Source organism: Corynebacterium sp. HMSC078H07 (assembly GCF_001812805.1).
Taxonomy (GTDB): Bacteria; Actinomycetota; Actinomycetes; order Mycobacteriales; family Mycobacteriaceae; genus Corynebacterium.
In genome coordinates this window covers 44,855-69,974 of record NZ_KV810485.1, presented here as the reverse complement: position 1 = coordinate 69,974, position 25,120 = coordinate 44,855, and the positions used below count along the sequence as shown (strand labels likewise).

Genomic DNA, 25,120 nt, shown 5'->3' with positions numbered 1-25,120 from the left:
TTGCTGTCTAGATAGTCAGCATGATGGGAATGACCGCAATCTTGACTATCTGCGCCACCACGATGGTGGCTGCGTAGCCGGTCATGATGCGGGAGTCAGAGCTCATCCCCGTGGCGTAGTTGACCACGGCTGGCTGGCCGAACATTCCCGAGATACCACCAGCGGTGCGGGTCTCCGACTGGCCAAGGAAGCGGTTCGCCACGGCGAAAATCGCGATGGCAACCACAGTGATGATGGCGGCCAGCAGCATGCACTTCACACCCATCCACGAGAATGCGGTGGAGAGGAAAGCATCACTGGAGGCAAGGCCCACTGAGGCCAGGAAGATAACGAGTCCCCACTGCTGGAAGGCAGTGTTGATGGAGGCCGGAACCTTCCACGGCACGCGGCGGGTGCGGTGCAGTGCACCAAGAATGAGACCGGTAATGAGTGGGCCGAGCGCGAAGCCCAATTCAAAGGACGCGCCGCCCGGCATCGGGACAACGACGAGTGCCAAGAGATAACCCAAGAACAGGCCGCCGCCGACGGCGATCCAGTTCAGCTCCGAATAGCCCTGAACCGAGTTGCCAAAATAGTTACGGATATCGCCCAGATGGTCCTGGTCCACAATGATGTCGACACGGTCGCCGGAATCGAGGTGCGTATCAAAGCTGGCGAGGAACTCCTCATCACCGCGGCGAATGCGGATAATGCGGCCACCATAGCGCTTAAATAGGTCAAGTTCCTCGATGGTGCGCCCGGCAATATCCGAGTTCGACACCACGACGTTCTCAATGACAAGACGCTTATCAATGAAGGGAACCTGCGGCTGACGCTTACCCAGGGCGGCCGTAAGCTCATGTTTCTTCGCCTTCGTCACGAGAACGCGAAGGATATCGCCCTTGCGGATTTCCGGATGGTCACCGGCCACAGTCCTCGTATTGCCGCGGCGAATCGTGGCGATGACGAAATGGTCCTCAAAGCGCTCGAGGAGCTCGTCGTAGGTGATGTCCTTCGTCACGCGAATAGTGCGGGAACGGAAGATTTCCTCGGCAGAAGTGTCCTTGTCCTTTGACCCAGGCCAAGACTGTTTCAGCAGTACCGCCACAAGCAGAATGGCGACGGCAACGCCGACCGGATATCCCAGGGAATAACCCACGGCCGGCAGCTCTTCACCTGTCTGCTGCTGGGCAACGGCCAGTGACGCAGTCGAGGTCGTCGCACCCGAGAACACACCAACAGAAGCCAAGGGTGACAATCCAAGCCAACCGCCTGCGAGCAGCGCCACGGCAGCGGCCGCAATCACCGCGATGGCCGCAGTAATCATGTGCTTGAGCTGTTCAGAAAACCCTTTGAAGAATCGCTCACCGGCAGACAAGCCCTGCATGTAAATGAAGAGACCAAGGCCCATCTCCTGCAAGCTGCTGAGGATTGTGCCATCGAGCTCAATGAAGGCGCCGAAAGCCAAACCAACGAACAACGTACCCGCCGCGCCAAAGCGCAGCGGGCCGAAGGGAATCATGCCAAACAGTGTGCCGAGCAAAGCAATAAAGAAAATGCTCAGCCAAATATTTCCATCAAAAAGTGCCAACACGGTCTGTCATTCTAGGAAACTGCACAGAAAACGCCATGTGAAAGGCGTTTTCCGCAGACATCCTTAACCGCATCCATGCAGCGCACAGCCTTATCCATAATGTTGCTACGACTACAACAGAGGCACGTCTCACACTCGTGGGCTCCCAGTGATCAACGCCGGCAGGTGCTACCAGTCGGCTAAGCGGTAAGAAATTCCCTCCATGCCGGCCACTCCGCGTAGGTCTGTGCGCGGCCCGCCTCAAAATTGGCGCGCAGCTTGGCCACGTCGTGTTCAGTAGACGTCACCTGCATATCCTCGGGGAAGAAGAGCTGGGCGCGCCCCTCCTTTTCCAATTCAAGGAGACGGTCTTTGGAGTGGTTGTATTTCGGTGGGCGGGCAATCATGGCTTCAGCCACGGCCGGGTACTTGCGGAAGACGCGGCGCAGCGCCGCGGGGCGGCTGACTTTGGGGCGTACATAGCCGCGTGGCTTGGAGCCGAGAAAAAGGAACTTCTCAAACCCAGCTCTTTCTGCTTGTTCAATGAGGATGCCGCCTGATTCCCCCATGGCTCCATCCACATAAGGTGCGCCGTCGATGACACGCATGGGCATGATGAGTGGCAGCGTCGAGGACGCACGCACGCGCACCATGAGGTCATCCAGGCTCGCAATATCCTCACGCCCCCAGTAGACACTTTCCCCTGTGTCGGCCCGGGCAGCCGAGATACACATCTGTGCTGGATTAGCTTCAAAGGCTTCCCAATCGAAGGGCATATCTTTGTCGGCTGATTTCTCATAGATGTATTCAGCGTTGAAATAGCCATTGCCGCGCAGTAGAGAACCCAAGCCACCAAAGCTGGGGTTCTTGGCAAAGTCGACGAAGGATTCTTCGGAGCGAATCACGTCGCGCGAGAGGAAATTAACGGTGTGTGACGAGCCTGCGGAAACACCACCGACCCAGCCAAATTCCACCTCCTCCTGAAGTAGTTTGACGATGCATGCCGCGGTATAGGAATTGCGCATGCCGCCGCCTTCAATGACGAGTGCTGTATCTTTCGCGTCAATCACAGTGCCCGATGGTACCCGCAGGCTAGGATCGCGCCATGGGTCTCTTTTCTGCACTGAAGAATCTTGTCGGCTCCCCCGGCGCGCGTTTAGCCTCCCCCGATCCGCATGCCGTTGAGGTCGAGCTGGATCGCCTTGCCGTGCACACGGCAGACGGACTCATCATCGTGGAGACGTCCCCTTCCGGCGCTAAGGTTCTGGCGGAAGTGGCCCGTTCTGGTGAAGCTGCACAGCTACGCGGCCTCCGGACTGGCGCACACACCACGGTGTACCTGTCCCCCACGACTGCACAGGAACGCGCAGTGCACGATCCGAAGAAGGGCTGGGTTATCCCGCTCTCGCCTGAAGAACTCGCTCTTCTTAAGAACCTCAGCCCGGAGCCTGGAGATTATGAAATCTCAACGGCCCTGGCCATAGCGATTGAAGGAGTCTAAAACCATGCTTATCCTCCCCTTCCAAGGCAAGACCCCGCGTATTCACCGCAGCGCCTGGATTGCGCCGAATGCCACCATCATCGGTGATGTGACCATCGGCCCGGATTCCTCCGTGTTCTATGGCTGTGTGCTTCGCGGTGATGTGGGCACTATCCGCCTCGGTGCGCGCGTTAATATCCAGGACAATTGCGTTATCCACGTGGAGTCAACAAACCCGTGCATATTGAACGACGACGTCACGGTTGGACACATGGCTATGCTGCACGGAACGCAGGTAGGTGCCGGCACGCTAGTGGGTATGAAGGCATCACTATTGTCCGGTTCCACCGTGGGCCCAGGCTCTCTCATCGCCGCCGGCGCGGTGGTGCTGGAGGGCCAGAATATTCCCGCCGGCACCCTAGCTGCTGGGGTACCCGCCAAGGTGCGCCGTGAGTTGAGCTCGGAGGAATCCGACGCCTTCATCCCGCACGCCGGGCGCTACGTCGACATTGCTAAGAATCAGGCGCTGCTTGGCGAAGCCCTCCCCCTCGACGAAGTCCTCTACGACTAGCGCCAAGACTGTTTCAAACTGCCGTTGTTGCCAAAACTCTTGAGCCTGCCGCGGGGATCTGACCAGATCTTTGGCAACTAGGGCAGTTCCATTCCGCAAACTAAGGCCGCGAGCTAACCCCTAATCGAACGTTCTCAAGGCTAAAGTGCTAGAGCAGCGCGACGATACCCATAATGACGAGGAAGGCCGCCACGCCATAGCCGCTCCACAGCGCAACGGTGGCGGAGTTCTGACGTGCCCACGCGAATGCCCGGCCAGCCCAGGAATGAGGTTTAGCACGCACGAGCGCAATGAAAAGCCCGCACACGGTAGGCAGGGAAAGCGCGAAGCTGGCATAGAAAAAGAGCCCACCGTATTTGACGGTGTTGCTGAAATCCCCAGCCGCCAGGTGCATCAGACCATAGAAGAAGGGCACGGAGGTCAGCGACTGAATAACCCCCATGAAGTAGCCCACCGCAACGGTCTTCGGCGAGGGCGTGCGCAGTGGACCGAGAAGCTTGTGCACCATGTCATTGGGCTCACCTTTCGAGCGCCACGCTAGGACACCGAGGCCCACACCAATGACGATAAGGCCCCAGCCAATCGCCGGTGACTCCAAAGCGGCGGCCACTTTGTCCTGAATGCCCACGAAAATAAACATGACCACAGCGGCAGCGGTGAGCACGCCACACCAATCGCCCACGATGACTAGTGCTGCAATCTTTCGGTAGCTGCCACGCGGAAGCATGATGCCAATGGCCACGAGAATGCCGATGAGCAGAGCATTGACGGAATCGGCGAAGGCATTGAGCACGGCTTCAAGCATGCGGGCTAGTTTACTAGCGTCTTCTCAATGCAACTTCATCGTGCAGCCTTAGGAAACATTCACTCACTGTTTACCCAGCACGCCCTTCGTGTAAGCACTGTCAACGGTAAGGTAGATAAAAGTGTGTGCCGCCGCGCCGGAACTTTCCGTCGACGGCGGCACCATAGGTAATACCCCCGATCATGATGTGGAGAGAAAACATGAAGGTAGCGATTCTCGGCGGCGATGGTTTCTGCGGCTGGCCAGCCTCTCTCTATCTCTCCGACCAGGGCCACGAGGTCATCATCGTGGACAACCTCTCTCGCCGCGCTATCGATAAGGAACTCGGCGCAGAATCGCTCACCCCTATCGTCTCCATCGAAGAGCGCTTAGCTGCGTGGACTGAGGTCTCTGGCAAGACCATTGGCTTCCGCAACCTCGACGTGGCTCAGGACTACGACGGCCTGCTGGAGTTTCTTCAGACCGAGCGCCCAGATGCTGTTGTCCACTTCGCCGAGCAGCGCGCTGCTCCTTACTCCATGAAAAATTCGCGCAACAAGCGCTACACGGTGGATAACAACATCAACGCTACCCATAACCTGCTCGCCGCCATCGTGGAATCTGAACAGGATATCCACGTCGCGCACCTAGGCACCATGGGCGTATACGGCTACGGCACCGCTGGCATGAAGATTCCAGAGGGCTACCTGGACGTGCAGGTGGATACGGGCGAGGGGGGCGTCGTCAAGCAGCAAATCCTCTACCCCTCCAACCCCGGCTCGGTCTACCACATGACGAAGGTACTGGACCAACACCTCTTTGCCTACTATGCCAAGAATGATGAGCTGCGTATTACCGACCTCCACCAGGGCATCATCTGGGGCACGCACACCGAGCAGACCCAGAAGGATGAGCGCCTCATCAACCGCTTTGACTACGACGGTGACTACGGCACAGTTCTTAACCGCTTCCTCATCCAGGCAGGAATTGGTTACCCGCTGACCGTGCACGGAACTGGTGGCCAGACCCGCGCCTTTATCCATATCCGCGACATGGTGCGCTGTATTGATCTGGCACTGAATAATCCGCCCGCTCGTGGCGAGCGCGTCAAGATCATCAACCAGATGACCGAAACGCACCGCGTGCGCGACTTGGCCGAACTGCTGGCGAAGATCTCCGGTGCCGAGGTGGCCTACGTGCCGAACCCGCGCAAGGAATCCGCGGAAAATGAACTTCACGTCACCAATGACACCTTCCTCGAGCTCGGCCTGGAACCGACCACCTTGTCAGAAGGCCTGCTCCATGAGGTTGAAGAGGTGGCCCGCAAGTACGCCGAGCGCGTGGACCGCGACAAAATTCCAGCGCAATCCCTGTGGACTAAGCAGCAGCACGCGGGTGTTCCCGACTCCGTGGCGAACAACGCTGCCGACACCGCACAGGCATAAGCGTCTCTTCCATGCGCATCGCGATTGTTACTGAGGTTTTCCTGCCCAAAATCGACGGCGTGGTCACCCGCATTACCCGCACGCTAGATCAGCTAGCGGCGATGGGCCACGAGGTCCGCATCTTCGCCACGGGCAAGGCGCCAGCCACGTATGCAGGTTTCGAGGTCACCCGCATTCCAAGCCTTTCGCTCTGGGTCTACCCGGAAATCAAATTCGGCTTGCCCTCGTGGAAGTTCTTTAAAGAGATTCGGGATTTTGACCCCGATGTCATCCATGCGGTCAACCCGATTTGGACCGCAGCACTCGGCGTCTTTGCCGCGCAGCGTGACGCTGTTCCGCTTGTGGCCAGCTTCCACACCAATGTGCCCGAGTACGTCGATGCTTTGGGCATTGGCTGGACTCGCCCGCTGACAGAGGCCGCGCTGAAGTACCTACACAACCAGGCAGCAGTCAACCTGTGCACGTCCGGTCCCATGGTGGACAAGGCTGGTGAGATGGGCATTCGCAACGTCAAGCTGTGGCCCAAGGCCGTGGACACGGACACCTATCAGCCCTCCCGCGCCACCGAGTCGATGCGCGAGCGCCTCACCGGAGGCAACCCCGATGCGCCACTGCTTACCTACATCGGCCGAGTCTCCAAAGAAAAGGACTTGGAGCGCCTCGACCACGTCATGCAATTGGTACGCGCTGAGCTTGGCGCCGCCCGCCTCGCCATTGTCGGTGACGGCCCCTTCCTGGACGAGCTCAAGGAAGGCTTCGATCCCTCCTACACCGTCTTTCCCGGTTATCTCTCTGGTGACGAGCTTGCCGCCGCCTTTGCCGTCGGTGATGTCTTCCTGTTCCCTTCTGCCACGGAAACCCTGGGACTTGTGGCGCTGGAGTCTTTCGCTTCGGGGGTTCCTGTCATCGGAACCCGCGCCGGCGGAATCCCCTTCGTCATTGAAGAAGGAGTCACAGGTCATCTCATTGCCCCTGATGCCGACGACGCTGCGTGGGCCGACGCCGCAGTGAATCTACTCCGTGATCCTTCCCGGCGATCCGAGATGGGCATAGCCGCCCGACGCGAAGCGGAGAAATATTCCTGGGTAGAATCCACCCAAGCCCTTCTTACGGCCTATGAGGAAGCCATTGAACACCCCTACCGCAGGGACTAAACCGAACTAGTCAAGGAGCACGCATGGATTCAGTGAGAAACCTGTACTCCGCCGGCGCGTTTATTCAGGCCGGCATCGACGCCGCCTTTGCCCGTCGCCTCGGCCCCATCACGGACGTGGAGGTCAACTTCGTCCCCGTCGAGTCCGACCAGCCTGAGCATGACCAGCGCGCTACGGTGCGTTTCACCACCAGCAGCGGCGTTCATGACTTTGACGGTCTGCGCTTGGCGTCCATCCAGGATGGCCAGTTCCACTGGACCACAGGTTTGGCGCAGCAGGCAGATCTGCCTGAGTTCCACGGCCCCCAGCCGGATACGGCTCTGCTCAAGGGCCTGGCGCGCCGTCTTGTTGGTGATCGCCCCGTCGTCCGCGTTCCACAGGGCGATGCTGAGGCACTCGTAGCGGTGGACTTTACGGAGATTGACCCGAACCCCATCAGCGCCGTGTTCGCTGGTCTGGAAAAGAGCGGGGATATCGAAGGCGGCGTGGACGAGCGTATCGCCACCACTGAGCTCGCTTCCTATATGAATGTGCCCGGCAATAACCCGGAAGCACTTGCCCAGTTTGAGGGCTCCCGCATCGTTGCCCTTCGCCAGCTCAATGGCCAGGTGGGGCTTCGGGCACGGGATATTCTTGCGGATGCTCACTTCCTTGCCACCGAGCACAACTTTTTCCTCGATGCCCGCTTCCCCAACCTGAGGGCCGAGCTCGATCCCGGGACCTCCCGCACGGTGGTGAGCACAGCGCACGGTTCGTTGGCTGTTCCAGCACACCTGATTGCCACCCTGGATGAAGCTGCCGGTACATTTACCTGGGCATGGGCGGACGAGTTCGCCTCCACGATGTCTGCGCAGGCGGCAGGCAACCTGCGGCGCTTCGCTTATGACCGCGCCGTGCCGGAGCTCCTTCGCGCACGTGTCCCTATTGCGGATGCCCGGCAGGCACGTTTGCCGCAACTAGCTATGCCCATCCTGGGCCTGTGGACCCTGTTGCCGGTGCACCTTCCGGACGGCCGACTGGGCCTCGCGCTTTCCGACGCCCCCGCCTTCCGCCTTCCTGCGCCATCCCCAGCCGCCACGCAGGCCACTCTCAACGTGGCGGTTCCCCCGGGCGTGGACGAGCAGCGCGCCCGCGCCGCGTACCAGCGCCAGCGCGGTTTCTAGCTTTCTTCCTTAAGCGTTGAGGATCGCGCGGAATTCCTCCGGATCGACCTCCTGGGTCGTGGCGGGGTCGAACTTCGCGTCCTGGGTCTTATCAACGAGGACTGCGCGCACACCCTCGGAGAAATCCGGGCGACGGTACATGTACATGCCGAGCTTGAGCTCCAGCAGGAGCGCCTCGCGAATATCATCAACCTTGGCCTCAGCCTCAAAGAGCTCATTGGCCGCGATAATCGCTGCGGGGCAGGCACCCGCCATGAGGCGCTTCACTTCCCCAGCGATCTGCGGGCGCGTCTCTAGCTCGGCGGAAATCTCTTCCCATGTCGGGAGTGCAAAGGTCTCTTCCAAATCCTTGGCTACCTGCTCCAGCGGCGCTGGCTCCTGCGGCGCAGGCAAGGCGAGATCTGCAAGGGCGGCGTCAATACCGCGATCGATGGCAGCCTCAATCAGCTCAGCGGCGTCCTTGACCACGTGGGTCGCCACGCCGGTCCACAGCATATCTGCGGCATACATGCGGTAGCCCGAAATGCCCCAGAACTTAGCCAATCCAGGCGATGCTACGCCACGGGTGCCGACCATGCGCTGTGCGGCGTAGGCCACTCCCACATCCGTGACGTAGCCGATGTTCATCTCCGGCATCGAAGCAAAGGCACGTTCTGTCACCACGCGGTGCGAGCCGTGGAGGGAAATACCAAGGCCACCGCCCATAACGACACCATCAATCACGGCAATATAGGGCTTCGGGAACTCAGCGATATCACCGTTGGTGAGGTACTCGGAGGCAAAGAAGGCATCGACATCTTCGAGCTTGCCCTCCGCTATTCCTTCGCGAGCATGGCGGACGTCACCGCCAGCACAAAATGCTTTCTCACTGGCAGAGTGAATGAGAACCTGTTCGATGTTGTCGTCCTCTGCCCACTCCTCGAGGGAGCGGCGAATGATGTCAATCATGTCCGGATTCAGCGAGTTCAGTGCCTTAGGGCGATTGAGCTCGAGGACTCCGGTATGGTTGCGGACGGAAACGAGTACTGGATCAGTCGTAGTCATACGCACCAGTGTTCCATATCACAGATTTTTCGGCCACCAATTTTCAAGACCGCCGAAACCTCAGACGAGACCATAGAAACGGTGTAACTTTTCGTGCTCCCACAGCTTGTTGCCCTCGACATGGATGGCACGCTCCTTGATGCCCACGGCCAGCTTCCCGCTGATTTCCCGGAGCTCCAGAAACTAGCGGCTGAGCGCCACTGCGAGCTGGTACCGGCGTCAGGCCGTCAGCTGGCCACGCTCAAGGACATGTTCCCTCACATCGACACCTTCATCGCGGAAAATGGCTCGGTAGTTATGCGCGGCGGTGAAATCATCGCCACCTTCCCCATTGCGGAGGAAACCGTACGCGCTGCCCGCACTGCGGCTGATTCCATCACCGAACCGCACACCACGGTGCTATGCACGCCAGAGACTGCTTTTGTGGCCGAAGATGTATCTGACGCAGCACGAGTTGAGTTGACTAAGTACTACAAGGCTGTCACGTGGGTGCCGGAGCTTTCCTCCGTCCCTGATTCCGACATCATCAAAATCGCCATCTTTTGCGAGTCAGGATCGGAAGCCCATGTCTATGAGCCGATTCGTCAGGCCGTCCCTGACGATAACGTCGCAGTCTCCGGCAAGGTATGGCTCGATGTCATGGCTCGCGGGGTGGATAAAGGTGCCGCGTTGACCAAGCTCGCCGAGTTATCAGAGGTGCCCATTACGGCCACCTTGGCCTTCGGTGATTACCTCAACGACCTGGAGATGCTGCAGGCAGCGGGCACAGCTGTGGCCATGGAGAATGCTCACCCACAGCTCAAGGAGGTCGCGGACATCATCGCACCCGCCAACACTGACAACGGTGTCAGCGTGGTGCTGCGTCAGCTACTGAGCTCCTAACACGCTCCCAGGAAACCTGCCTGGTTCACGCATTCCCCCGGAGTAGGATTACTCGGGTTCCCTAGCCCTCTGATCCCCACAAGCGGAGTGTAGTTGTGAAGAGTTTTCTGCGGTCGATCTTGTCAGGCTCGACGAAGCACGAGAAGTCTTCCTCAAGTCCCTCACAGCCTAAATCTGCCTCCCCTGCGCCGGCTGCGCCGACACCAGTGTCTGTGCCAAAGGCAAAGCCGGCGCCGAAGGCAAAGCGCACGTCAGAGCCTGCACCGGCGCCGAAACGCAGACGCCCGCAGCGCGGCGAGAATTCCTCGCTCGAACTGAACGCAGCGTCCCTCCCGAAAGCCTCCGCCGTGCGAAAGGCACAGCTCACTAAGGCCCGCGAGGAGGCTGAGGACAGTAAACCGCGCCGACGCCGCCCCATCCCACGGGCGGTCACACCACAGCGTTCTGTCACTCCCCAGCGCTCAGCCACAGCCGAGCCTACTGCTCAAGCTCAGCCCGCTGCAGCGAAAGACAAAGACACGGTAACGCCTGCATCAGCTGCGAAGGAAGCAACAGAACTCCCCGAGCCACAACCAGCCAAGGTAACTCCTGATGCTGAGATCTCACGTGCTTTAGCGCGACGCTCTCAGCCCGTCGGGACGCCTACCGAACAGCAACTCAAGCCCACCACACCTACCCGCGCGCAGCGCCGAGCTCCCGCCCGTGTGGATGCTGCCGAAGGTAGCAATGACGTGCTGGCGGTGCCAAAGGAATCCGCTACCGTCAAGCAGCAGCGTCGCGCCCGCTTGCGCCAAGTTCCGGGGCTTGATGGCCTGCGCGGTCTCGCTGTTATGGCCGTAGTGATCTACCACTTCTTCGGTGATCTGCTGCCCGGCGGTTACCTGGGTGTGGACATGTTCTTCGTCCTCTCTGGGTTCCTCATCACGTCACTGCTGATTCGTGAGTTCAACGTCACTGGGCGTATCAACCTCAGAGATTTTTGGATAAGGCGCTTTCGGCGAATACTTCCTGCCGCACTCGTGGTGCTATGTCTGTGCACCGCTATCGTTGCGGCCATTGGGGGCGACCTAGCTGTTGGCATCCGCGAGCAATTCCTGGGCACGTTGTTCTTTGTCAATAACTGGACGCAGATCGCCACCAGCCAAACCTACTTCGCGCCCAATGAAGTGCAGGTCTTTGCACACTATTGGTCGCTCGCTGTGGAGGAGCAGTTCTACCTCATCTGGCCGCTGCTCATGGCAGGCGTCTTTGCTGTTTCGCGCCGCAAGCCTAAGCGTTTGCCTATCGCGGTAGCACTTGTGCTTGCGACGGCGTCTGCCCTCGCCATGGCTTTTCTCTTCGCACCGGGCGCGGATCCCACCCGCGTGTATTACGGGACTGATACCCACGCTTTCGGTCTACTTATCGGCGCGCTCTTGTCCTTCATGCTCACCTCGACGTCGAAGGAGGCGGGGGCGGACTCGTGGGCGTCGACAAGCAAAGGCGTCCTTGCCGGTTCCGTTGGTGTCCTTGCTTTGCTCGCCTACCTAGCACAGCTGGTGTGGATGGGCGCGGACCGTGAGTTCACCTACCGCGGCGGCCTCGTCCTCACCAGCGTGCTGGGTGCAGCGATGATCTGGTCCGTTGTGTGCGAAACCGGTCCCTTGACGTGGCTGTTCCGTACACGCGTCATGCGGTGGCTGGGGCAGCGTTCTTTCTCGCTGTACTTGTGGCACTGGCCCATCATCATGATCCTTATAGCCGTGTCCGACGCTCCAGCATGGGCACTGGGCATTCTTGCTCTGCCACTGTCCTTCGTCCTAGCAGAGGTGACGTACCAGTTTGTGGAGAACCCCTTCCGCCGCGGGGGCTACATCAAGACGTGGCACGATTACTGGGCTTCCCGTCCCTCCCTGCATGAGATGAAAGTCGGCTTCGGCAAAGCCATGTGGCCGGTTGTGCCAGCACTCGTCGTGCTTTCTGCCATTGGTGTGGCCTATGGTGTGGCGACTTCTGAGGATAAGACGGAGCTCGAGCGCGAACTTGAGCGCATGGCGCAGGCCAATGAGCAGGCGGCAGCGTCAGCGCCAGCGCAGCCTACTAACAAGCCCAAGGAGAAGCGTTCTGTTCCCACGGGTAAGGAGATCACTGCGTTGGGTGATTCCGTCATGCTTGCTTCTTCCGATGCCCTCACGGAGCGTTTTCCAGGCATCCTTATTGATGCTGCGGTCTCCCGCCAATACTCTGAAGCCATTGATTCGCTGCGTGCCCTGAAGGATTCTGGGCAACTGCGCTCAACGATCTTCTTGGGGCTGGGAACCAATGGCTCTGCAGATGCTGGACGCCTGGATGAGCTGCTCGACCTTGTGGGCCCCGAGCGCACTGTGGTCTTCGCTGTGCCCTATGGCGAACGTGATTGGATGGGCCAAGCACGCGCAGAGATCGTGCAGGCAGCATCGCAGCGTGAGAACGTCTACCTAGCGGATTGGTGCGGCACCGCCCAGGAGAACCCCGCGCTGATGTACGACGACGGCGTGCATCCGTTGGCCGAAGGCGCGAACCTTTACGCCGAAGATTTTGAACAGGCCCTTGAACAGTATGCCAATGGCGACAAGTCTCTCGCGACAACGTGCGAAGCTTGATCCGACCCCAACGGAGTTAAGCCTGCCTACCTGTTCCTCCCCTTAAAATGCCGAAAAGGGCCGCTCGAAAGCGGCGCTTTTCGGCGCTAGGCCTCAGTGAGACTGAGACGTCGTCTTAGTCGACGGAGAACTCAGCCATCTTGTCCCACTCGGTCTTTCCATCGATGTGGGTATTGATGATGTCCGGGGTCTCCACCAGGTACTTCGGGAGCTCCTCACAGGAACGCTTGAAGTGCTCGGTGTTGACGTGGTCGACGTCGGTGCCGTCCTTGTAAGACTCGAGCAGGAGGAAGCGCTGCTTGTCTTCCGGATCACGGAACCACTTGAAGTCGATGCAGCCGGACTCAGCCTGGCAGGCCTTGGTGTACCAGTCAATCTCGTCGAGGAAGGTCTCGGCGTACTCGGGCTTGACGTGGAACTGTACGTTGATCAAAATCATGGGCCCCACTGTAACCGTCTCCATGAAAACGTGCAGAAGGCCCTGCCTATGGCAGTTCATTCACGCCATAGTGAAGCAGGGCCCGTTAATGAGGCTGGTGGTGGATTACTTGTTAAAGAAGTACTCCGCCACGTAGACGTACTTTCCGTCAAAGGCCTGAGCAACGCCGAAGCCGGTGCCATCGGCCTTGGTAACCGGAACATCGCGGTTGAGCCACTTCACGCGGTCCTTAGCCTCAGACTCGGTGAGCTTGTAAATGTTGCCGCTGCCCTCCTCCAGGTGGGTGAGGCCGTCACCAGCGTTGTCGTGGAAGGTGACCTTGCCAGCAGCTGCTTGGTCAGCCCATTCCTGGGCGATCTTCTTCGCGTTGTCATCGGCATGGTGGCCCTGCTTCAGCAGGTGGGAGTGGGTAGCGCCGACGAGCTCGTTCGCTACGGACGGGGTAGGCGTCTTCACGAACGGCGGCAGCTTCACGTTGTACTGCTCGGCCAAGTCATAGGCCTGAGTGGGCAGCTCGATCTGGAGGGAGTTAATCTGCTCAGTAGCCTGAGAGGACAGCTGATTAATATCCTGCGCCTGCGCAGCGGATGCGCCGGAAACAGCCAGCGCCGCGGTCAGTACAGCGGTGGTGGACAGGCGGGAAACACGACGGAATGCATTCATGCCCTCTACCGTGCCATACAATCGCTTCGTCTGTGAACTAACCTCGCAGACTCACAGGAAATTCGATATGGCATTGTTATGCTCCAAGGCGTTGTTTTCTACGGCGCTTCTCGGAACGCGTGTGAAAGGTTGATCACTAGTGCTGGATGTCCTTACGGGCTTTGCGATTATCTTCGTGGTTATCGCTGTGGGCTTCGTACTGGCACACAAAGGTGTCATCGGCAAAGGTGAAGCCCGTTTACAGTTCAACCGTGTCGCTTTCTGGGCAGCAACGCCGGCATTGATTTTCTCCAGCGTGGCGCAGTCCGATACCTCAGCATTTGCCTCCCCCGTTGTGGCAGTTATCGCTGTCGCATCGGTGGCGACAATGGGCGTATACGGACTACTGAGTATGTTCTTCTTCCGCCGCAGCGGCGCGGAAACCATGGCGGGTGCGGCGGCCTCGAGCTACTACAATTCCGTCAACATTGGTCTGCCCATCGCCACCTACGTCATCGGTGATGCCACTTTCGTCGTGCCTGCGCTGGTGCTGCAGATGGCGGTGCTCTCACCTTTTATTATCGCTGGGCTCAATACACAAGGAACGAATCTGCGCTCAGTCATAAGTTCGGTGATGTCAGGTGTTACCGCACCCGTAGTCATCGCTGCCGTCTTGGGATTCATCGTCTCTGCTGCCGGGTGGACCGTGCCCGACGTCATCATGGCGCCGTTGGAAATCCTGGGTGGCGCCTCCATCCCCATGATTCTCATGAGCTTCGGTGCCTCCCTCAAGGGTGATTCGCTGCTGGACAACGACCGCCTGCCCACCATCGTGGCAACGGCGCTCAAGCTCATTGGTATGCCAGCCATCGCTTTCGTCGCAGGTTTAGCTTTTGGCCTCAGCGGCGACGAGCTCTACGCAGCGCTGATTTTGGCGGCGCTTCCGACCGCGCAGAATGTCTACAACTACGCGGCCACCTACCAGGTGGGAGAAACCGTGGCGCGCGATACGGTGTTCCTCACCACGTTCCTCTCTTTGCCTGCCATGCTAGGCATCGCCGCACTTTTCGGCTAAGGTCCGCTTTCCGCTTCTTTCTCCCTAGCCTTCGAGCTGCTCCCCTAGCTCGAGCCATTCCATTTCCAGTTCTTCGCGCTCGGCAGCTACAGTCTTGAGCTCAGAATCCAGTCGGGAGAGCTCTGCGGAGTCACCGTCGCCGGAGGCCATTTTCTCGGCCGCATCGGCCATCTTCTCGTTGAGCTGTGAAGTCTTCTCATCGAGCTTGGCCATTTTGCGCTCCAGCGCGTTCATCTTCTTAGTCAGCTCGCGTTCTTCTTGGGAGCTCAAGCGCTTCGTCGGTGCGGCGTTTTCCGCCGTGGTCGCATCACCCGTGATGCTATCTTCGCCAGAGCCCGTCGAAGTAGTCTTCTCGCCGAGGTCAATAACACCGCGGGAAGCAGCCGCCTCCATTTGCTGGCGGCGGCGCAGGTACTCCTCGATTCCGCCCGGCAGGTTGGTGAGCTTGCCATCCCCAAACATGGCATAGGTGCTATCCGCAATGCGCTCAATGAGGTAGCGGTCGTGCGAAATGACCACCATGGTGCCCGGCCAAGAATCTAGGAGCGACTCCAGTTCCTGGAGGGTGTCGATATCGAGGTCGTTTGTGGGCTCGTCGAGAAGCAGCACGTTTGGTTCTGCCATGAGAACACGAGTCAGTTGCAGTCGGCGACGTTCACCACCCGAGAGGTCGCCCACCGGAGTGCGCTGGCGCTTGGCCGAAAAGCCTAGACGCTCAGCCAATTGGGAAGCAGACAGCTCCTTCTTGCCCAACTGGATATAGGTGGCGACGTCCTCGACGGCGTCGAGAAGCCTGCGCTCCGGATCCAAATCATCAAGTTCCTGGCGCAACCACCCCAGGCGCACGGTCTTTCCCTCAATGCGTTTGCCGGCTGCCAGTTCCACCTCGCCTGCGAGGGCGCGCAGGAGCGTGGTCTTTCCAGAACCGTTGACGCCGACGAGGCCGATGCGCTCGCCTGGAGCCAGCCTCCACGTGAGGTGGTCTACCAGCGTGCGGCCATCCGGCGTGGTGATCTGTGCATCCTCGAGCTCAATAACGACGCGACCCTGGCGTTGCTTGGAGAAGGCCATGAGCTCAACCTTGTCGCGCGGTGCTGGGACGTCCGCAATAATCGCCTCGGCAGCCTCGATACGGTAGCGCGGCTTGGACGTGCGGGCCGGTGCACCGCGGCGCAACCACGCCAGTTCCTTGCGGGCCAAGTTCTGGCGGCGCTGCTCGATAGCATCGGCCTGGCGGGCACGCTCAGCGCGGGCAAAGGTCCAGTCGTTGTAGCCGCCTTCATAAGCATCAACAACACCGTCGTGAACTTCCCAGGTGGTTGTAGCCACGGTGTCGAGGAACCAGCGGTCGTGCGTCACGACGATAACCGCCAGTTTGCGGGACAGTAGATGATTGGCCAGCCACTGCACACCTTCCACATCCAAGTGGTTGGTGGGCTCATCGAGCACCACGGCGTCGAGATCCTGCACGAGCGCTGCGGCCAGGTTGACGCGGCGGCGCTCACCACCAGATAGTGAGCCCACCTTCGTGTCGAGTCCGAGGTCAACAATGCCCAGACCACCCAAGACATCGCGCACCTTGGCATTAGAGGCCCACTCGAAAGTCTCCAAACCCAACGGCTCGATGATGACTTGGGAGATGGTGAGAGACTCGTCGACCTCAAAACGCTGCGTCACCACAGCCATACGCAAATCCGAGTTGTGAGATACTCGGCCTGAGTCCGGCGGCTCGATGCCGGTGAGGACCTCCAGCAGCGTGGTCTTGCCGCCACCGTTAACACCGACGATGCCAATCCGGTCGCCGGTTTGGACGCCGAGGGAGACCCCGTTGAGAAGGGTCTTGAGACCAAAAGATTTGGTTACGTTTTCGAGGTTGATGAGGTTCGCCATAACGAGGATCTATCTTAGTGCCTCGCCACGGTTACCCCCGCACTCAGAAACTTATTGCTAGTGATTTTCACTTGCAATACTGTCATTCTGTATGAAGAACCACACCCTTACCCTGTGCGCTGCACTATCCGCAGCGGCCATCGCCATTACGTCTTGCTCCGCCCCTGATAACGACAGCACTCCCCCAAGCAGTACTGAACCCTCAGCTGCTGATTCTGCAGACTCAGCCCACAGCCACGATGGATTCGAGTCCGCTGAGGGCGAGACCGAGGTAGCGCAGCTGCCCACACGTATTGTGCTCTCCCACAAAGATGGTCTCACCACTATTGACGGCGAAACCGGCGAAGTCATTGGCACCGAGGACATGAAGGCCTTTCTACGCCTCAGTGATGCCGGCGATAACCGCCATGTCATGGTGACCAAGGGCGATAGCTTCCTCACCTTCGACACTGGGCGCATCACCAAGCCGCATGGCGACCACAAGCACTATTACACGGCGGAGCCGAAGCTTGGTGATGACTCCCTCGATGCCCCTCATGCCGGCCATGTTGTTCATCATGACGGCTTTACCGCGCTCTTTTCCGATGGTGACGGCGTGGCGAAAATCTACAAGACGGATGACATCGGCAATGCGGACGCCGAGCCGGTCAACACCGTTGAGACCGGCGCAGCACATCACGGGGTGGCCGTGCCGCTCAAGGACGGCTCCGTGGTCATCACCAAGGGCACTGAAGACGAACGCCACACCATCCAGCACCTTGACAAGTCCGGAAAAGTCCTGGCGGAGACTACCGCATGCCCCGGCGTACACGGCGAAGCAGCCGCCGGCAACGGCACGCTCTTCTTCGGATGCGAAGACGGACCGGTGGTCTTCGACGGCACGGACTTCCACAAGGTAGATGTCTCTGCCTATGCCGGCAAAGACGGCTATCAGCGCTCAGGCAATTCTGCCGGCTCGGAGGAGTCCAACGTCATCTTGGCAGACAACAAGACGGATAAGGACGCCGAATTCGAGCGCCCGACCTCGGTCACGCTCATTAATACTGAGGATTACTCCGCCCAGAAGGTCGAGCTCGGGGAATCCTATTGGTTCCGCTCCTTGGCCCGCGGCCCGCTTGGGGAAGCACTGGTTCTCACCACCGACGGCAAGCTCAACATTATTGACCCTGAATCCGGCGAGGTGACGAAGAAGATCGACGCTATTGCTCCGTGGAAGGAAAACGAGGAATGGCAGCTGCCCGGACCTATCCTGAAGGCGGCCAATGGCTATGCCTACATCACGGACGCAGCTAAAGAAGAGCTTGTCATCGTCGATCTGCTCGGAGACAAGGAACCACAGCGCATTCCGCTGGAGATGAAACCAGTGGAGATGGCGGTTATGTAGCTCCTCCCCTATACGCCTTTAGCCGAATACTTAGACCAGCGAGGCGCCGCTGGCTGGGCCCGTTGTCACCAGGCCGCGGGTGCCGCGGTTATCGGCACAGACTTGAGCCACGACCTCAGCTGCTGTCTCCTCATCCTCACAGAGGAAAGCGCAGGTAGGGCCAGAGCCAGAGACAATCCCCTTCAGAGCGCCGGCGGCTTCGCCGGTCTCAAGGATTTTGCGCAGGTCTGGCCGCAGGGACAGCGCGGCCGGTTGGAGATCATTGTGCATGACTGCGGCAAGTTCACGTGGGTTGCCGCTTATGAGGGCTTGGCCAACCGCTTCGGTATCGAGGTGCGGGGAGCTTCCGCGGCCAGCTGCACGAAGCTCATCGAGCTTGTGGAAGACCGTCGGGGTAGACAGCCCCTCAGCGTTAGTGATGATGGCCCAGATATAGCGTCCGCGCGACAACATCGAGGTGAGCAGTTCGCCACGCCCCCGACCCAAGGCGGTACCACCCAGGAGCGTGAAGGGCACATCGGAGCCTAGTTCTGCGGCAAGTTCAAAAAGATTCTCCTCGGTTACTGGTTCCCTGGAGAATTCGGTGCTTAATGCATGGTTGGCAAGGAGCAAGGCTGCGGCGGCATCGGCCGAACCGCCAGCCATGCCACCGGCAGCCGGGATGTTTTTCTCCATCGTCAGGATGCCCGTCGCTGGGAGCATGAGGCGTTGTGCGACCAGCTCCACAGCCCGCCAAGCCAGGTTATCTGTCGTGGCGGGCACGCCTTGTGCGTGGCGGCCGGTGACCTCCACCGTGGTGTCTTCTGACCAGCGATAGCTGACGACGTCATGAACCTCGAGCGCTTGGAAAACCGTAGCGAGTTCATGGAATCCGTCCTCGCGGGCATCGCCGACGCCAAGGTGCAGGTTGACTTTGGCGTGTGCGCGGGCCTGCCACAGCTGTGCGGACGGCGCGAGTGGCTGACTCATGATTGGCCCGCCAATCGGACAAAGTCCTCCACACCGAGTTTCTCACCGCGCAGGCGCGGATCGATGCCGGCTGCGTGTAGTGCTTCTTCGGCAGCTGCGGCGGAGCCATAGTGACCAGCGAGTGCCGCACGCAGAGTTTTGCGGCGTTGGGCAAAGGCAGCATCGACAAGCGCGAAAAGCTGCGGACGCAGTGCTTCATCATAGGGACGCGTGCAGTCAATGCGCACGAGACCGGACTCGATCTTAGGAGCGGGCCAGAAGACATTTTTGCCAATTGTTCCGGCCTGGCGCACGGGACCATAGAAAGCAGCTTTGACACTCGGCACGCCATAGACCTTGCTTCCCGGCGCGGCCGCGAGGCGCTCGGCCACTTCCAGCTGAACCATGACGAGGACACGGCGGATTGAGGGGTACAGCTCCAACAGGTGTAGCAACACTGGAACGGCCACGTTATAGGGAAGGTTCGCCACGAGCGCTGTAGGCTCGCCCAACTCGCCCTTTTCCACGGTAAGGGCGTCTTTTTCCACCAAGGTCAGGCGGTGTGCCTGCTCCGGAGCACGCTGGGCCACGGTCTCCGGGAGCTTGGCCGCTAAGCGCGGGTCAATCTCTACTGCGGTGACGTGTTCTACTTCCCCCAGCAGACCCAAAGTCAGTGAGCCGAGGCCGGGGCCAACCTCCACTACGCGGTCCTCAGCGGAGAGGTCCGCGGCGGCAACGATACGCCGAATGGTGTTGGGGTCATGGAGAAAGTTCTGGCCCAGCTTCTTCGTCGGGGTGACGTCGAGCTCAGCAGCGAGCTCGCGGATCTCCACCGGGCCCAGCAGGTGGGGTTGTGTCATGTCTTCCAGACTAATACGCGGCGCGCCGCAGTTTTAGCGCAGGCCAAGCTTTGCGGTGCAGGCAGGCCATGCGCCCCAGCCCTGAGCTGCCTGGACCTTCTGAGCCACTGCAATCTGCTGCTCACGGGTTGCCTGCCATGCCTGCGGTGCGTACTCGTTACCGCCGAAGGCGGCCCAGGTGGACGGGGTGAACTGCAGACCGCCGGAGAAACCGTTACCGGTGTTGATAGACCAGTTACCGGTAGCCTCACACTGCGCAATAGCATCCCAGACGGAACCTTCAGCTACGGCAGGGGCAGTGGACTTCGGCTTGGTGCCGCGGGCAATACGTGCGGCTACGGGTTCAGTGTGGACGTCTTCCTTGATGACGTCGTTGGATTCTTCTTTACCGTTAACCTTGACGATCTTGCGGGTCACGGTGCGCGAGCCTGGAGTTCCCTCCTCACGGACCTCTTCAGAGCCTTCCTCAAGCTCCGGATCATCAAAGTAGTCAGCCGGAGCATCGAAGTCTTCGGTCTTCTCTTCCTCGGAGACTTCAACGCGATCCACGGTGATGCTCATGCCGGCGGTGACCGGGGTATCCAGAGCGGGGCTGACACGGTCATCCTTATCCACAGTGATGCCACGAGCTTCGAGGGCATCCCCCACGGTCTTGGCAGCGATGCTGGCGTAGGAGACTGAGCCGCCGTCGGAGACCTTCACGATCTTCGGGGAGACTACCTCGATGTTCATGCCTTCGGTCACCACCTCATCGTCCTCAACGGTCTTCGACCCGGAGGTTACCGCAGCGCCAGGCACGATGCCGTCGAGGCCACCCAGCAGATCGGAAATGGTGAGGTCAGTGGAGGACAGTTGCGTTTCCACGCCGTCGATGGTCACAGCAACCGGCTTGGCGGTGCGGACCGTGATGGAGTCACCATCAGCTAGTTCCTCGGACAAGGCCGGGTAGACAAGGTCATCGCCCGCCACGTCAACGCCCGCGGCCTCCAAGGCGCTGTTGACATCACTCGCAAAGGTGGCCAGAGTAGTCGTCTCACCGTTGACGTCAAGGGTGACATCCTTCTGAGCGCCAACGGCAACGACACCGCCGACAGCCAGGGTGCCCAAGACGCCGCCGGTGGCCATACGCAGCGGCAGGGAGCGGGAGTTGTTAATACGCTTGATCTGCTTCTTCGGGGACATAAACCTCTACTCGTCTCTGCAGTATTTCGTGCCAGGCATCTGCCCAGCAGTTGATTCTGCGCGACAGAATGCGCGCCCCGGCAACATCAAGGCCGGGCTAACTTTGGATAACGATACGGTAACAGCACGTAACGATCTAGAAGTCCTCACACGCCGCAACCACTAGCAGCACACTCGTCACACCAAACACGCCCGCCACCCTTGAGCAGCCGGTTTTCAAATAGTGAAGATCGTCACACTGTGGGCGGGTAGCTACACTCCAAACACGCTCGCGAAGGTTTCCTTCACTTCAGCTGCCAGCTCTTCCACGTCTTGACCACGGGCCTCAGCAATACAGGCATAAGTGTGGCCAATAAGCGACGGTTCATTGCGCGCACCGCGGAAAGGCTCCGGAGTCATGTACGGAGCGTCGGTCTCAATGAGCAGCTGTCCGGCTGGGGCAAGCGCTGCGGCCTGGCGCATCTCTTCGTTACGCTTGAAGGTCACGTTGCCAGCAAAAGACAACACATAGCCGCGCTCAAGAGCTTCCTTGGCCACTTCCAGCGGTGAGGAGAAGCAGTGCAGCATCACCTTCGGCGCCTCCGCACACTCCCCTAGTACTCGCATAAGGTCCTCATCGGCCTCACGGTTGTGGATCATGAGCGTCTTTCCTACTTTCGCCGCCAACGCGGCGTGCCAGCGCAGGGCTTCCTCCTGGACCTCCAGGGGTGCCGTGGTCTCCGGCTCGTGGTGGATCCAGTACGTGTCCAGGCCGGTTTCACCGATGGCCACGCAGCGCGGGTCCGCTGCCATCTCACTCAGGCGTGCACGGGCGGCCTCATCTAGTTTCTGCGCCTTCGTCGGGTGAATCGCACACGCGGCATACACGTTGCCGAATTCGTGCGCTGCGACCAGCGCCTTCTCCGCCTCAGCCAATCCGTCACCCACGGTGACAATGCGCTCAACTCCAGCGGCATGAGCGCGGGCAACAAGGTCAGCGTCGGCGTCGCGGCAGGAGGCGAGGTGCGTGTGGGCGTCGATAAGCTGGCTCAAACCTTCAGCGGGCACGGGCGTGGGGCGTGGCTTCTTCTTAGACATGGCTGCGAGTGTAGTCTTGCGCGCATGATTATCCGTGAAGCGACGGACGCCGACGTCCCCGCGATGACCGCTACTCTGAATTGGGCTATTCAGGAAACCCTCTTCATTTTCCGTAGTGAGCCCGCCACGGTGGAAGAACGCACCGAGTATCTCCACCAGTTGCGCCGCGAGAACTGCCCGTGTTTCGTTGCTTACGCGGACGATGGCACCTACCTAGGCTGGGCGCTCTACCGCCCCTACCGCGATCCGAAGGTGTGGCTGGGGTGCTATGAGACCACGATTTATGTGGATCCCGCGGCCCACGGGAAAGGGGTGGGAACACGCCTGCTCGAGGCAGTTGTTCAGCATGCCCGTCAAGCTGAACAGGTTCATACGCTGCTGGCACTCATCGTGCCGGACAACACCGCATCCATCAAGTTGCATGAGAAGTTCGGTTTTGCCACTGTAGGAACTCTAAAAGAAGTCAGCCGCAAAGCTGGGCAGTGGTTAGACTTGGCCCACTTGCAACTCATGGTTTAAGGATTACCCGTATGCACGTTCGTCCCGCAGTGCTTGACGACGCCCCCTCCATCGCCACCATCTACAACGCCGCGTCCGCCGCAACGCCGGCGGCCAACCTGGTGACCTGGCAGGAATCCGTCGAGGACCGTAAGCAATGGCTGGCACAGATGGAGAAAGACGACTACCCCGTCTTCGTCGCCGTGGACGACGACGAAATCGTCGGCTGGGCCGCGTACTTCCAGTTCGTTACTCCCGCCATCTATTACGGCACTGCGGAGGACTCCGTCTACATTGCCGAATCCGCACGCGGCAAAGGCGTGGGCAGTGAGCTCATGGCCACGCTCATGGATCACGCCCAAGACAACGACTACGTCCAGACCATGATCACCTACATCGTGGATACCAACGAGGCGTCCATTGCCCTGCACAAGAAGTTCGGCTTCGTGGAAACCGGCCGCATGCCCAACATTCACACCAAGGACGGCGTGCGCCTCGGCTTGGTTCACTTGCAGCGCGACTTCGACCGTTCCTAGCGCGGTGCCGCCACACTTTTCATTACGCCGAGGCCGCTTCAAACGGCTCAATCACCTCTAAATCCGAGAGGATTTTGTCCTCCGCAACATCCAAGTCGTAATGCGCCTGGAGACCTAGCCAAAACTGCGGAGTCATGCCAAAAAATTTGGCCAGTCGAAGTGCCGTATCAGCGGTGATAGTCCGCTTTCCGTGGACAATTTCATTAATCCGCCGTGGCGGAACTCCAATCGATACGGCGAGTTTGTGCTGAGTTATCCCCATTTCCTTCAGGAAATCCTCCATAAGAACCTCACCGGGATGAACTGGGGGGAGCTTGTTAGTGGTAGTCAACGATCTCAACCTCCTGTGGACCTGCAGCGGTCCACCGGAAGCAGATCCGCCATTGACTATTGACACGAATGCTGTACTGACCCCGCCGATCGCCCTTTAACGCTTCGAGCCTGTTCCCCGGAGGTATTCGGAGCTCATCCAACGTCTGGACATAGCCCAGTTGCCTGAGCTTACGGAGGGCAACCGAGTGAATACGTGGATCGATTGAGCGCACTCTCTCACGATTCCACAAACGCTCGGTGTCCTTGTCCGCAAACGACTGGATCACAAACTCACCCTACCCCCCATAACGTATCGCGTCAATAACGCGGTCCGTTAAATACTTCTTCGTTGTAGATAAAAGGGTACCTCCTTGACTCTAAACTCTCTAGGCAACGAGCTCGTCGTCGATATAGACCCGCGCGGTCGCGCGCAGGCCTGCCACCAGCATGCATAGTGACAGGACCATGAGGCCCATCAGCACGGCAGTCCAGTTGCCGGTGGCGCCACGCACGACGCCAACAAGCAACGGCACGAGCCCCGCGAGGATGTAGCCGCCGGGCTGAACGAAGCCGGACAAGCGCGCAGTGGTCAGCGCGCTGCGCGTCCGGGCGGTGAGTAGAGCCAGCGCCAAGGGGAAACACATGCCGCCGATTCCCATGAGGGATGCCCAGGCCAGCGGGGCAGCGTCGGCAGCCAGCAGCACACCGGCCCATCCTGCACACGTGCACAGGGCTAGCACCACGGGCACAGGTGCCAACCGGTCCAGCCGTGAAATGAGCCACGGCATGATTACACCGCCGGCAATGTTAAACACACCGATAATGGCTAAGGCCACGCTGGCCGTGTTCTCCCCCACGCCTGTGTCCACGAGCATGCGCGGCAACCAGCCCATCTGGACATAGGCCATGGTGGATTGCAGGCCAAAGAAGAAGAGCATGGCCACGGCAGTGGGCGAGGTGTACATGGGGCGCGGGGTGTCAGCGCCATCGACTGCGCCTTGTGCGACATCGCGACCAGCGCGCGGCAGCACCACGCCCCACGCGATGAGCTGAGCGACCGCCGGCAAACACCACACCCACAGTGCGCCTTGCCAAGTCTTCTGGGTCACCGCGGACAATGGTCCCAACGCGCTGGAGACACCCAACATCGTGGTGTACGTCGTCATGAGCGCTACCAGCGTGCGGCCAGAGCCGTGCTGTTTAATCCACGCGGGAAGCAGGACATTCGCCAACGCAATTCCCGCCACCACGCACAAGGTCAGCGCGACGAACAGCGGGAAGCTGTCTACCCACGGGCGCAACGCCAACCCCACAACGAGCGAGAGCGTTCCGGCTGCCAAAGTCCGGCTTAGTCCCACGCGGCGCGCAATGGGAACGGCGGCAAGGCCCATCACAGCAAAGCACAATCCAGGCAGCGCAGTGAGAAGACCCGCGGCGCCGGAACTAATACCAAAGTAGTCTTGGATTTGCCCTAAAACCGGCGCCACTGACGCAATGCCGGATCGCAAATTCACCGCCGTGAGGCACACGACGGTGAAGAGCAAGGCAGGCGCAAGAGTGCGCCGGAACGCCTGACCCATC

25 protein-coding genes are annotated in these 25,120 nt (G+C 59.7%); 11 read left to right on the top strand and 14 right to left on the bottom strand.

Annotation, left to right across the window (positions count from 1 at the left end; genetic code table 11):
- Positions 1 to 7: 7 nt before the first annotated feature.
- Both HMPREF2875_RS07255 and HMPREF2875_RS07250 read right to left on the bottom strand, forming a co-directional pair.
- Positions 8 to 1,573: an aspartate-alanine antiporter-like transporter gene (locus HMPREF2875_RS07255; RefSeq protein ID WP_070671636.1), complete on the bottom strand. Its 1,566-nt coding sequence runs from the start codon at positions 1,571 to 1,573 to the stop codon at positions 8 to 10.
- A gap of 179 nt (positions 1,574 to 1,752) precedes the next feature.
- Positions 1,753 to 2,622, bottom strand: coding sequence for a patatin-like phospholipase family protein (locus HMPREF2875_RS07250; RefSeq protein ID WP_070671634.1), 870 nt, complete (start codon positions 2,620 to 2,622; stop codon positions 1,753 to 1,755).
- Between the two features lie 35 nt (positions 2,623 to 2,657).
- Here HMPREF2875_RS07250 and HMPREF2875_RS07245 point away from each other — a divergent pair, with 35 nt between their 5' ends.
- Together HMPREF2875_RS07245 and HMPREF2875_RS07240 are read left to right on the top strand one after the other, a co-directional pair.
- A complete protein-coding gene (locus HMPREF2875_RS07245; protein ID WP_070671631.1) occupies positions 2,658 to 3,053 on the top strand; it encodes a hypothetical protein in 396 nt (131 codons plus the stop codon).
- A gap of 4 nt (positions 3,054 to 3,057) precedes the next feature.
- Positions 3,058 to 3,603 carry a gamma carbonic anhydrase family protein gene (locus tag HMPREF2875_RS07240; protein WP_070671630.1) on the top strand — a complete coding sequence of 182 codons (546 nt, stop codon included), beginning with the start codon at positions 3,058 to 3,060 and terminating at the stop codon, positions 3,601 to 3,603.
- Between the two features lie 148 nt (positions 3,604 to 3,751).
- Here HMPREF2875_RS07240 and HMPREF2875_RS07235 read toward each other — a convergent pair whose 3' ends face one another.
- Entirely contained in the window at positions 3,752 to 4,408 is a 657-nt protein-coding gene (locus HMPREF2875_RS07235; protein ID WP_070671628.1) for a sulfite exporter TauE/SafE family protein, read from the bottom strand.
- Between the two features lie 200 nt (positions 4,409 to 4,608).
- Here HMPREF2875_RS07235 and HMPREF2875_RS07230 point away from each other — a divergent pair, with 200 nt between their 5' ends.
- Genes HMPREF2875_RS07230 through HMPREF2875_RS07220 form a run of 3 tightly spaced genes read left to right on the top strand, consistent with a single transcriptional unit; the run spans position 4,609 to position 8,149 of the window.
- Positions 4,609 to 5,832, top strand: coding sequence for an NAD-dependent epimerase/dehydratase family protein (locus tag HMPREF2875_RS07230; RefSeq protein WP_070671626.1), 1,224 nt, complete (start codon positions 4,609 to 4,611; stop codon positions 5,830 to 5,832).
- Positions 5,833 to 5,843: 11 nt separating this feature from the next.
- The gene (locus HMPREF2875_RS07225) at positions 5,844 to 6,986 is read left to right on the top strand and encodes a glycosyltransferase family 4 protein (protein ID WP_070671624.1); all 1,143 of its coding nucleotides are present in this window, start codon (positions 5,844 to 5,846) and stop codon (positions 6,984 to 6,986) included.
- Between the two features lie 23 nt (positions 6,987 to 7,009).
- The gene (locus HMPREF2875_RS07220) at positions 7,010 to 8,149 is read left to right on the top strand and encodes a DUF6882 domain-containing protein (RefSeq protein ID WP_070671623.1); all 1,140 of its coding nucleotides are present in this window, start codon (positions 7,010 to 7,012) and stop codon (positions 8,147 to 8,149) included.
- 9 nt (positions 8,150 to 8,158) lie between these two features.
- On the opposite strand, the gene HMPREF2875_RS07215 is transcribed toward HMPREF2875_RS07220, so the two are convergent.
- Positions 8,159 to 9,193: a 3-hydroxyisobutyryl-CoA hydrolase gene (locus HMPREF2875_RS07215; protein ID WP_070671621.1), complete on the bottom strand. Its 1,035-nt coding sequence runs from the start codon at positions 9,191 to 9,193 to the stop codon at positions 8,159 to 8,161.
- 93 nt (positions 9,194 to 9,286) lie between these two features.
- On the opposite strand from HMPREF2875_RS07215, the gene HMPREF2875_RS07210 reads away from it, so the two are divergent.
- The gene (locus tag HMPREF2875_RS07210) at positions 9,287 to 10,075 is read left to right on the top strand and encodes an HAD family hydrolase (protein WP_070671620.1); all 789 of its coding nucleotides are present in this window, start codon (positions 9,287 to 9,289) and stop codon (positions 10,073 to 10,075) included.
- Positions 10,076 to 10,287: 212 nt separating this feature from the next.
- The gene (locus tag HMPREF2875_RS07200) at positions 10,288 to 12,696 is read left to right on the top strand and encodes an acyltransferase family protein (RefSeq protein WP_246817061.1); all 2,409 of its coding nucleotides are present in this window, start codon (positions 10,288 to 10,290) and stop codon (positions 12,694 to 12,696) included.
- A 115-nt stretch (positions 12,697 to 12,811) separates the two neighbouring features.
- Here HMPREF2875_RS07200 and HMPREF2875_RS07195 read toward each other — a convergent pair whose 3' ends face one another.
- Together HMPREF2875_RS07195 and HMPREF2875_RS07190 are read right to left on the bottom strand one after the other, a co-directional pair.
- Positions 12,812 to 13,135, bottom strand: coding sequence for a putative quinol monooxygenase (locus HMPREF2875_RS07195; RefSeq protein ID WP_070671616.1), 324 nt, complete (start codon positions 13,133 to 13,135; stop codon positions 12,812 to 12,814).
- A 105-nt stretch (positions 13,136 to 13,240) separates the two neighbouring features.
- Complete coding sequence (locus tag HMPREF2875_RS07190; RefSeq protein WP_246817060.1) at positions 13,241 to 13,798, bottom strand: hypothetical protein; 558 nt, start codon at positions 13,796 to 13,798, stop codon at positions 13,241 to 13,243.
- 139 nt (positions 13,799 to 13,937) lie between these two features.
- Between HMPREF2875_RS07190 and HMPREF2875_RS07185 the strand changes: the two genes are divergently transcribed.
- Entirely contained in the window at positions 13,938 to 14,852 is a 915-nt protein-coding gene (locus HMPREF2875_RS07185) for an AEC family transporter (protein ID WP_070671613.1), read from the top strand.
- A gap of 24 nt (positions 14,853 to 14,876) precedes the next feature.
- Here HMPREF2875_RS07185 and HMPREF2875_RS07180 read toward each other — a convergent pair whose 3' ends face one another.
- Positions 14,877 to 16,742, bottom strand: coding sequence for an ABC-F family ATP-binding cassette domain-containing protein (locus HMPREF2875_RS07180; protein ID WP_070671611.1), 1,866 nt, complete (start codon positions 16,740 to 16,742; stop codon positions 14,877 to 14,879).
- A gap of 91 nt (positions 16,743 to 16,833) precedes the next feature.
- Here HMPREF2875_RS07180 and HMPREF2875_RS07175 point away from each other — a divergent pair, with 91 nt between their 5' ends.
- On the top strand, positions 16,834 to 18,126 hold the full coding sequence (locus HMPREF2875_RS07175; RefSeq protein ID WP_070671610.1) for a hypothetical protein: 1,293 nt from the start codon (positions 16,834 to 16,836) through the stop codon (positions 18,124 to 18,126).
- Between the two features lie 30 nt (positions 18,127 to 18,156).
- Here the strand turns inward: HMPREF2875_RS07175 and HMPREF2875_RS07170 are convergent, their stop codons facing one another.
- The 4 genes from HMPREF2875_RS07170 to HMPREF2875_RS07155 all read right to left on the bottom strand — a co-directional run bounded on the left by HMPREF2875_RS07170 (position 18,157) and on the right by HMPREF2875_RS07155 (position 22,193).
- Positions 18,157 to 19,095 (bottom strand): 4-(cytidine 5'-diphospho)-2-C-methyl-D-erythritol kinase, encoded by a 939-nt coding sequence (locus tag HMPREF2875_RS07170; protein ID WP_070671608.1) that lies wholly within the window; start codon positions 19,093 to 19,095, stop codon positions 18,157 to 18,159.
- On the bottom strand, positions 19,092 to 19,934 hold the full coding sequence (rsmA, locus tag HMPREF2875_RS07165; RefSeq protein ID WP_070671606.1) for a 16S rRNA (adenine(1518)-N(6)/adenine(1519)-N(6))-dimethyltransferase RsmA: 843 nt from the start codon (positions 19,932 to 19,934) through the stop codon (positions 19,092 to 19,094). Before rsmA ends, HMPREF2875_RS07170 begins: the two co-directional genes overlap by 4 nt.
- A gap of 33 nt (positions 19,935 to 19,967) precedes the next feature.
- The gene (locus HMPREF2875_RS07160; RefSeq protein ID WP_070671603.1) at positions 19,968 to 21,116 is read right to left on the bottom strand and encodes a resuscitation-promoting factor; all 1,149 of its coding nucleotides are present in this window, start codon (positions 21,114 to 21,116) and stop codon (positions 19,968 to 19,970) included.
- A gap of 252 nt (positions 21,117 to 21,368) precedes the next feature.
- Entirely contained in the window at positions 21,369 to 22,193 is an 825-nt protein-coding gene (locus tag HMPREF2875_RS07155) for a TatD family hydrolase (protein ID WP_070671601.1), read from the bottom strand.
- Between the two features lie 24 nt (positions 22,194 to 22,217).
- Here HMPREF2875_RS07155 and HMPREF2875_RS07150 point away from each other — a divergent pair, with 24 nt between their 5' ends.
- Positions 22,218 to 22,712, top strand: a complete 495-nt coding sequence (locus HMPREF2875_RS07150; protein WP_083311878.1) for a GNAT family N-acetyltransferase — start codon at positions 22,218 to 22,220, stop codon at positions 22,710 to 22,712.
- A gap of 11 nt (positions 22,713 to 22,723) precedes the next feature.
- On the top strand, positions 22,724 to 23,227 hold the full coding sequence (locus HMPREF2875_RS07145; RefSeq protein ID WP_070671598.1) for a GNAT family N-acetyltransferase: 504 nt from the start codon (positions 22,724 to 22,726) through the stop codon (positions 23,225 to 23,227).
- Positions 23,228 to 23,249: 22 nt separating this feature from the next.
- Here HMPREF2875_RS07145 and HMPREF2875_RS07140 read toward each other — a convergent pair whose 3' ends face one another.
- The 3 genes from HMPREF2875_RS07140 to HMPREF2875_RS07130 form a co-directional block, all read right to left on the bottom strand.
- On the bottom strand, positions 23,250 to 23,510 hold the full coding sequence (locus tag HMPREF2875_RS07140) for a HigA family addiction module antitoxin (protein ID WP_070671596.1): 261 nt from the start codon (positions 23,508 to 23,510) through the stop codon (positions 23,250 to 23,252).
- A gap of 34 nt (positions 23,511 to 23,544) precedes the next feature.
- Entirely contained in the window at positions 23,545 to 23,826 is a 282-nt protein-coding gene (locus HMPREF2875_RS07135) for a type II toxin-antitoxin system RelE/ParE family toxin (RefSeq protein WP_070671594.1), read from the bottom strand.
- A 99-nt stretch (positions 23,827 to 23,925) separates the two neighbouring features.
- A complete protein-coding gene (locus tag HMPREF2875_RS07130) occupies positions 23,926 to 25,119 on the bottom strand; it encodes an MFS transporter (RefSeq protein ID WP_070671592.1) in 1,194 nt (397 codons plus the stop codon).
- Between the last annotated feature and the right edge of the window lies 1 nt (position 25,120).

Excerpts from the sequence above, each read along its gene's own strand:
- HMPREF2875_RS07220 (WP_070671623.1), top strand. The coding sequence starts at position 7,010 with ATGGATTCAGTGAGAAACCTGTACTCCGCCGGCGCGTTTATTCAGGCC.
- HMPREF2875_RS07145 (WP_070671598.1), top strand. The coding sequence starts at position 22,724 with ATGCACGTTCGTCCCGCAGTGCTTGACGACGCCCCCTCCATCGCCACC.
- HMPREF2875_RS07235 (WP_070671628.1), bottom strand. The coding sequence starts at position 4,408 with ATGCTTGAAGCCGTGCTCAATGCCTTCGCCGATTCCGTCAATGCTCTG.
- HMPREF2875_RS07155 (WP_070671601.1), bottom strand. The coding sequence starts at position 22,193 with ATGTCTAAGAAGAAGCCACGCCCCACGCCCGTGCCCGCTGAAGGTTTG.
- HMPREF2875_RS07195 (WP_070671616.1), bottom strand. The coding sequence starts at position 13,135 with ATGATTTTGATCAACGTACAGTTCCACGTCAAGCCCGAGTACGCCGAG.
- HMPREF2875_RS07170 (WP_070671608.1), bottom strand. The coding sequence starts at position 19,095 with ATGAGTCAGCCACTCGCGCCGTCCGCACAGCTGTGGCAGGCCCGCGCA.
- HMPREF2875_RS07175 (WP_070671610.1), top strand. The coding sequence starts at position 16,834 with ATGAAGAACCACACCCTTACCCTGTGCGCTGCACTATCCGCAGCGGCC.
- HMPREF2875_RS07225 (WP_070671624.1), top strand. The coding sequence starts at position 5,844 with ATGCGCATCGCGATTGTTACTGAGGTTTTCCTGCCCAAAATCGACGGC.
- HMPREF2875_RS07150 (WP_083311878.1), top strand. The coding sequence starts at position 22,218 with ATGATTATCCGTGAAGCGACGGACGCCGACGTCCCCGCGATGACCGCT.
- HMPREF2875_RS07215 (WP_070671621.1), bottom strand. The coding sequence starts at position 9,193 with ATGACTACGACTGATCCAGTACTCGTTTCCGTCCGCAACCATACCGGA.
- HMPREF2875_RS07140 (WP_070671596.1), bottom strand. The coding sequence starts at position 23,510 with ATGGAGGATTTCCTGAAGGAAATGGGGATAACTCAGCACAAACTCGCC.
- HMPREF2875_RS07130 (WP_070671592.1), bottom strand. The coding sequence starts at position 25,119 with ATGGGTCAGGCGTTCCGGCGCACTCTTGCGCCTGCCTTGCTCTTCACC.
- HMPREF2875_RS07190 (WP_246817060.1), bottom strand. The coding sequence starts at position 13,798 with ATGAATGCATTCCGTCGTGTTTCCCGCCTGTCCACCACCGCTGTACTG.
- HMPREF2875_RS07230 (WP_070671626.1), top strand. The coding sequence starts at position 4,609 with ATGAAGGTAGCGATTCTCGGCGGCGATGGTTTCTGCGGCTGGCCAGCC.
- rsmA (WP_070671606.1), bottom strand. The coding sequence starts at position 19,934 with ATGACACAACCCCACCTGCTGGGCCCGGTGGAGATCCGCGAGCTCGCT.
- HMPREF2875_RS07180 (WP_070671611.1), bottom strand. The coding sequence starts at position 16,742 with ATGGCGAACCTCATCAACCTCGAAAACGTAACCAAATCTTTTGGTCTC.
- HMPREF2875_RS07245 (WP_070671631.1), top strand. The coding sequence starts at position 2,658 with ATGGGTCTCTTTTCTGCACTGAAGAATCTTGTCGGCTCCCCCGGCGCG.
- HMPREF2875_RS07160 (WP_070671603.1), bottom strand. The coding sequence starts at position 21,116 with ATGTCCCCGAAGAAGCAGATCAAGCGTATTAACAACTCCCGCTCCCTG.
- HMPREF2875_RS07240 (WP_070671630.1), top strand. The coding sequence starts at position 3,058 with ATGCTTATCCTCCCCTTCCAAGGCAAGACCCCGCGTATTCACCGCAGC.